This window comes from Chondromyces apiculatus DSM 436 (assembly GCF_000601485.1).
GTDB lineage: Bacteria > Myxococcota_A > Polyangia > Polyangiales > Polyangiaceae > Chondromyces > Chondromyces apiculatus.
Map to the genome: position 1 here is coordinate 77,052 of NZ_ASRX01000047.1, position 6,669 is coordinate 83,720.

The following is a 6,669-nucleotide window of genomic DNA, read 5'->3' on the forward strand; positions in this document are numbered from 1 at the left end:
TCGGCTCTCCCGCGTCGTCGGCTTGCCGCGCTTCTTTGTCAGCGGACGGCGTGCGCGATGCCGGCCTGCAGCGTGCCGAAGGTGGGGACCCCGGAGAGGTCGGCGCCGAGCTCGATGAGGGAGCGGGCCACCTCGGGGCGGAGCCCGGTGAGCACGGCCCGGGCGCCGAGGAGGCGCACCGCCTGCACGGCGCGCATCAACCCGGCGACCGTCTCCGCGGCGATCTCGCGCACGCCCGTCAGATCGACGATGGCCACGCGCGCGTGCCGGGTGATCACGTCCTGGAGCAGCGCCTCCGTCAGCCGCGCGGCGCGCAGGGCGTCCACCGGGCCCACGAGCGGCGCGACGAGCACGCCATCGGCGATGGGCAGGAGCGGGGTCGACAGCTCCTCCAGCAGGATCTCCTGGCGCTGGACGGCCTCGTAGAGCTGGTGCCGCTCTTCCTCGATGCGCTTGCTCTCACTGAGGTCGCGCGCCACGCAGAGAAGCGCCTCGGGCCGCCCCGTCGCGTCGCGCACCACCGTCGCCGACAGCGATGCCGGGAGCACCTCGCCCGAGCGGGTGACGCAGACGCGCTCCTCGTCGTGCACCCCGTCCCGCCCCAGGATGTCGCCGAAGTCGGGCGGCGAGAGGTCGGGAAAGATGAGGGAGAGCCGCTGCCCGACGAGATCCTCGGGCCCCCGGCCGGTGAGCTTCCGGGCGGCGGGGTTGGCGATGCGGATGATGCCGTCGAGCCCCGCCAGGATGAGCAGGTCGCTCATCGAGGAGAGGATGTTGTTCAGGTAGCTGGTCTCGAAGGGAGCGGAGCGCTGGCGGGAGAGCCCGGCTTCCAGCGCATCGAGCGCGTCGAGCGCCTCGGCCACCTCGGCGGACCCTGGCGCGTGCGCGGTCAGGGTGGCGAGGCGGCGGAGGCGCTCCCGGAGCTGGGCCACGGGCGCATCGAGCTGGGAGGGGGCATCCATCTGCGGCGGGGCCTGATGTGGTCACCCTAACCGCCGCCGCAGGAGCAGCGCAAGCCCGGTCTCGGGCTGCGCTGCCGGGGGGGACGGGTCAGTCGGCGAGGTCCACGGTCTCGAGACCGTAGGACCCGAGGGAGCAGAGCGCCTTGTCGCCGACCACCGTGATGTGGTTGACGTAGCCGCGAAGCTCGGCCTTCTGCTCGTAGGCGAGGTTGTCGAGGTCCGAGGCGTCGAGCGTCCACAGGCCGGTCGGCGCCCAGCCGGTGCTGAGGAGCGTGTTGCCGTGCACGGCGACCGGAGAGGCGTAGCCGAGCTCCTCGCTGGAGAGCTCCTCGACCGCGAGCGCGCCGTCGTTCATGCCGCCGACCACGAAGAGCTTGGAGCCCGTCCAGTAGGGGCCAGCGACGTCGTACCAGACCTGGTTCTGCGCGGGGAAGAACACCCGGTCCTCACCCACGAACGCGCTGGAGAGCGAGGTGCCGTCCTCGAGGGCGTGCGAGTCGAGCAGCGTCGCCAGGTGGCCCTGGATCTGCGCCAGCTTGAGGGACCGCTTGACCGACCGGCAGATCCCGGGCCCGGTCCAGCTATCCGGGACGATGGGCTCGAAGATCGCGTCGTATCCGAAGGTCGTGTAGCACTCCTCGTACGAGACGGTCGGCTGGGTCAGGCGCTGGTAGTCGACCGTGAGCAGCCGGCCCGTGCTCCCGTCGAACGACACGAGCGAGCCAGGGACGTTCACGGGCTGGAGCACCACCGGCAGGCCGGGCACCGTGAGGTTCACGCGGTCGAGGTAGAAGCGTGCCTTGGTGTCGTCCTCGGGCAGCGGCACCCAGTGCGAGAGCAGCACCGTGGAGCCGTCCACGCGGAGGGGCGTGTGGCCGCTCGCCTCGGGCAGCGCCACCGTCGCCGAGTGGGTGGGCTGACCAGGGTTCGACAGGTCGACGACCTCCAGCCAGGCCTCCTGGGTGGAGGCGCCCGGCGGGTTCATGGGGCCGTAGGGGTAGTCGTAGCCGTAGTAGTACGGCTGCGCGTCGGTGCGGCGGAAGACGAGGGCGTTGCCCGCCTTTACCACCACGTCACCCGAGGTGACGATCGGGCCGTAGTAGCCCCACAGATCGTTCGGCGACAGCGGCACCTCGGTCTGCCCAGCGAGCGTCGGGCTCTGGGGGTTGGTCACGTCGACCGCCAGCACCCGCGCTGCGTCGCCCATGTCGTTCGGCCAGACCAGGTACACGTGCTGCCCGTTCGCGAACAGGCGCGCGTTGTAGAGGCCGTAGCTGTAGCAGCCCTGCGAGGAGGTGACGGAGCCGAGGTCCACGCTGCCGATCGCGGCTGCCTGATCCGGCGTGGCGGCGGGCACCAGCTCGATGCGCGCTGCGCTCGTCCACCAGTCGGCGCTGAGGCGCGCCACCATGTCGCCCACCTGCACGGACTGGTTGGAGATGGTCGCCAGCGTCTTCGAGGCCGTCTGCTGGGGCGCGCTGCGGTTGTCGATGTCGAAGGTGCGCACCTCGTCGTCGGAGACCGCGAACAGCCGCTCGCCGTGGAGGAAGGCGCGCCGCGCCTGGCCCCGCGACTCCGCGATGCCGCGCTTGGTCAGCGAGTTCTGGGTGAAGTCGACGAGCTGGATGCCGCTCTGGTAGGAGCCGCAGTAGCCGTTGCTGTCGTAGTCCCAGCCCGCGTAGGGCACGAGGATCAGGCCCTGATCGTCGAGGATGGTGAACGCCTTGTGGATGCGGTCCTGATCCTCGGCGAGGTTCGCCCAGTCACCGCCGAACCCGACGCGCTTGATCATGGTCGGGTTCGACATGTCGGAGACGTCGAACAGCGACACGTTCAGCGAGCCTTCCGGATCGGCGTTGTCGAACCCGAGCGCGATGATCCGGTTGCCGCGGGGCTCCATGTGGTAGACCCAGCCGGGCATCACCAGCTCGCCCATCTGCACGGGCTGCGCGGGGTTGCTCAGATCGATGGTGAACAGCGGGTCCGTCTGCTCCGCGGTGATCGCGTAGCCCCGCTCCCCGTCGAAGCGCACCGAGCGCAGCGTCTCGGGCATGGGGAGCACGAGGTCCAGGTAGCCGAGCGGCTGGATGCTCTGCGACGAGGTCACGGTGAAGGTCTGCACCGCGGGCACCGAGTCCGACCACCAGATGCCGGGCTGGCTGATCACCCGCAGCACGCCTTCGTGCTCGTCCATCTGCCAGCGGTTCTCGATCTGCCCCGCCGCCTCCACGCTGGCGCCGAGCACCAGGTCCCCTTGCGGGTCGGAGATGTCCACGATCTGGATCGTGGAGTGGCCCTCGCCGTTGCCGTCCCACTCGACGCCGGCCACGTACATCCGCTCCGCCGTGGCGCTCACGCTGCGCTTCCAGCCGTAGCCGTAGGGGTCGCTCTCGCTGAAGGTGAGCTGGTCGGCCACCGCGATGGACGCGGGGTTGCCGACGCGGAGCGAGGTGATCGCGGTGGTGGGGGTGTTGTTGCAGTCCCAGCAGTAGCCGTTCTCGTAGGTGACGGCGTAGAGCACGTCGCCGACGATGCGCGAGTCGGAGATGGCGCCCGGCAGGTTGAAGGAGCCGAGCTGCACCACGTTGCCGGGGTCATCGACGTCGAGCGCCTCGATGTGGCTCGACTGGGCCCACTCGTAGGTGCCGTTCGCCGCGTCCCACACGTACTCGCCCCAGGCGTTGAACATCGCGTAGACGACGCCGTCCTGGAAATACATCTCGAAGGGCGTGCCGCCGGTGCCGGCGTATCGTCCCAGCAGCGTGAGCTGGTCGGGCACCGAGATGTCGATGATGCTCAGCCCACCGTACTGCGAGAGCGCGTAGAGCTTGTTCTCGTGAATCTGGATGATGTCCGCCTCGGAGATGGCGCGCTCCGGATCGCTGGCGGAGTTATCGTCACCTGCGGACGGCGCAGCTTCGCCACCCGTGGCCGTGCCGCCGTCTTCCTCCCCCCCCGAGTTGTTCGCGCTCTGGGGGTTGTCGGAGATGAAGTCGTGGCCATCGCCGGGGATGGGCTGCTCACTGCCGCTCTGGCAGCCTGCGAGGCCGGCGGCGGTGGCGGCGATCAGCACCGCTGCGCATTCAAGGAAGGCTCGGTTGCGAAGGTTCATGGCTCGCTCCGGAAGAATTGAAGGGTGAGCGCCAGAGCGCCCGGTGACGGTGTTCTCTGGAACGCAGGGAGGTAATGCAACTGGCGGGCCAGCGGTGCCTCTGGGCCATTTCCGCGGGCTTTCGAGAAAAGGGGGCCACATCCCCTGGCTGCCGCCGGTGTGTGCCAGGGTGTCCTGTGCCAGGTTGAGCAAGAAACCTCGCATCCGTGCCAGGGTCGGAGGTCTGAAGCCCCAGTCGACTGGCTGATCCTGCCACGCTTGGGCGCGTCCCGGGGGAGCGGTGAAGGGCGAGCGGCACAGACCGACGTCCTGCCGTCAGTCGCGAGGGCAGCTCCACCGTCCTGTTGCAGCCGAATTCTACGAGAAGATGGGGCAATGGACGTCCAGGTGGGGGCGATCTAGAAGGTCAGCCTGGGCGCAGCGCCGCCAGAGCGTATGCACATCGAGCCTGGGTCCATCATCGGCGGCAAATACCGCATCGAGCGTCCACTCTCGCGCGGGGGCATGGGTGCGGTCTGGGTCGCTCGACACGTCGATCTCGACCAGCAGGTCGCCATCAAGCTCATGGACGCGGAGATGGCCAGGCATGACGACTTCCGCGCGCGCTTCTACCGTGAGGCCCGCATCGCAGCGCGTCTCGAATCACCGCACGTGGTGCAGGTGAAAGACTTCGGGATGGCCGGGGACCTCCCCTACCTCGTCATGGAGCTGCTCCGCGGTGAGGATCTCGGCACCCGGTTAAAGCGACTGCGGCGCCTCGATCTCCTGCAGGTGTCACGCATCGCGAGCCATGCCGCCAAGGCGTTGCGCAGGGCGCACGACGAGGGGCTCGTCCACCGTGATCTCAAGCCGAGCAACCTGTTCCTCGCCCGGGTGGATGACGAGGAGATCCTCAAGGTCCTCGACTTCGGCATCGTCAAGGTGACGGGAGGCGCCCCGACGGGCGAGATCACCCGGACGGGTGAGGTGCTGGGGACAGCCTTCTACATGAGCCCCGAACAGGTCCGCGGTGAGAAGGACCTGGACCGGCGCAGCGATCTCTGGTCGCTCGCCGTGATCCTGTTCCAGCTTATCACGGGCAGGTTGCCCTTCACGGGAGACAGCTTCGGCGCTGTCCTGGCGCGCATCCTCGTCGAGCCGCCGCCCCGGGTGGCGGATCTGGTCCCTGGCCTGCCCGCAGGGCTCGATGGCTTCTTCGCGAAGGCGCTGTCACGCGACCGCACGGCGCGTTTCCAGTCGGCAGTCGAGCTGTCGACGGCGTTCGCATACGCCGCCGAGATCGGCCCCCGCGATTCCTTTCCTTCGTCCAGTTATCCAGGCCCGTCCCCTGCGAGCATCCCCGCGCCGGCCACGATGCCGCAGGGGAACGGCTACGGCGGAGACCCTCCGGGAGGCGCGACTCCCGCAGGGCTCAGCGCGCAGGGAACCAGGGGAACCTTGCTGGCCGGGGTGGTGCCCGGAGCGCCACCCACGGAGCAGAAGAAGGCAAGTGCGAGGCTCGGCTGGATCGCGCTCGGGATCCTCGTGACAGGCGTCCTCCTGGTGGGCGTGGTCTTGCTCAGGGGCGCACGCGCACCCGAGGAGAGAGAGGCCCAGGAGCGACAGGAAGGCGCCGACGCGCGGCCCGCTGCGAGCACGTCACCGCCCGCGGCGACGACAGCGCCCACCCCGACGGTGCCCGCAGCTTCACCTGAAAGCACCAGCGTCGAGGCTGCCGCCTCTGTAGCGCAACCACGGGACGCTGACCTCCTGATGCCGCGCCCCGCGGCCAGTCAGCCTTCGGTCAAGGTGGAGCCGTCAGCACGTCCTCCACGGCCAGCCCTCCCGGTCTCACCGAAGGCATCGGCGTCCACAGGCGAGGCTCCTCCCGAGCATGGGGGGGATCTTCGCGATCCGTGGGCAGACAAGAAATAGGCAGGGAGGGAGTCGCGCGACGTCATGCGGTGACTGCGCGTGAACGCTGCGGGAGGCAGGGCGCCCCCTACGTGTGACGCTGCCTCAGGGAGCGTCAGGCACCACGAACACGACGCCGTTCATGCCGCCGGGGCCGTGCACGTTGCAGTAGTAGGGGAAGGTCCCCTGCTCGCTCATCGTGAAGGTCACCGTGGTGCCGGCGCCCCCGGTGTTCGTCGGCGGATCGAACGGCCCCTCGGTCGACGGCATGCGCACCCCGCCCTCGATCGTACCCGCCGTGAAGGGGTGCGACACGAAGTTGGCGGTGACGGAGAGGACCGTGCCCACCGTGACCTTCTGGCACTTCGGGTTGTAGGTCTGGCCGGTCTGGGTGATGGTCGCGCCTGACATCTGTGTCATGTCCGTCGCGGTGTCGATGTCGCAGCCGTTCAGGCTAGCCACGCACACGTCGCCGTAGCACATGCCGCTCATGCAATCGGCGTTGGCTGTGCATGCGTCACCGTCATCGCCGGGGGTGCCTCCACCGCTGCCGCCAGCGCCGCCCGTGCCGCCGCCAGCACCGCCGTCGCCCATGCCGCCCATGCCGCCCGTGCCGCCGCCAGCGCCGCCGTCGCCCATGCCGCCAGCGCCGCCCGTGCCACCGCCAGCGCCGCCGCCGCCTTCGCCGCCGCCAGCACCGCC

4 protein-coding genes are annotated in these 6,669 nt (G+C 69.6%); 1 reads left to right on the plus strand and 3 read right to left on the minus strand.

Translation table 11 applies throughout. The features are described from left to right. Nucleotides 1-38: 38 nt before the first annotated feature. Both CAP_RS45600 and CAP_RS26860 read right to left on the minus strand, forming a co-directional pair. Nucleotides 39-962 (minus strand): PAS domain S-box protein, encoded by a 924-nt coding sequence (locus tag CAP_RS45600; RefSeq protein ID WP_052376000.1) that lies wholly within the window; start codon nucleotides 960-962, stop codon nucleotides 39-41. 88 nt (nucleotides 963-1,050) lie between these two features. Beyond that, nucleotides 1,051-4,074, minus strand: coding sequence for a beta-propeller domain-containing protein (locus CAP_RS26860; protein WP_044246151.1), 3,024 nt, complete (start codon nucleotides 4,072-4,074; stop codon nucleotides 1,051-1,053). Between the two features lie 435 nt (nucleotides 4,075-4,509). On the opposite strand from CAP_RS26860, the gene CAP_RS45605 reads away from it, so the two are divergent. Beyond that, nucleotides 4,510-5,988: a serine/threonine-protein kinase gene (locus CAP_RS45605; RefSeq protein ID WP_052376002.1), complete on the plus strand. Its 1,479-nt coding sequence runs from the start codon at nucleotides 4,510-4,512 to the stop codon at nucleotides 5,986-5,988. A gap of 84 nt (nucleotides 5,989-6,072) precedes the next feature. On the opposite strand, the gene CAP_RS52610 is transcribed toward CAP_RS45605, so the two are convergent. Next, the coding region (locus CAP_RS52610) for a cupredoxin domain-containing protein (protein WP_197041367.1) at nucleotides 6,073-6,669 on the minus strand (597 nt) is incomplete at its 5' end.

Excerpts from the sequence above, each read along its gene's own strand:
- CAP_RS45600 (WP_052376000.1), bottom strand. The coding sequence starts at position 962 with ATGGATGCCCCCTCCCAGCTCGATGCGCCCGTGGCCCAGCTCCGGGAG.
- CAP_RS26860 (WP_044246151.1), bottom strand. The coding sequence starts at position 4,074 with ATGAACCTTCGCAACCGAGCCTTCCTTGAATGCGCAGCGGTGCTGATC.
- CAP_RS45605 (WP_052376002.1), top strand. The coding sequence starts at position 4,510 with ATGCACATCGAGCCTGGGTCCATCATCGGCGGCAAATACCGCATCGAG.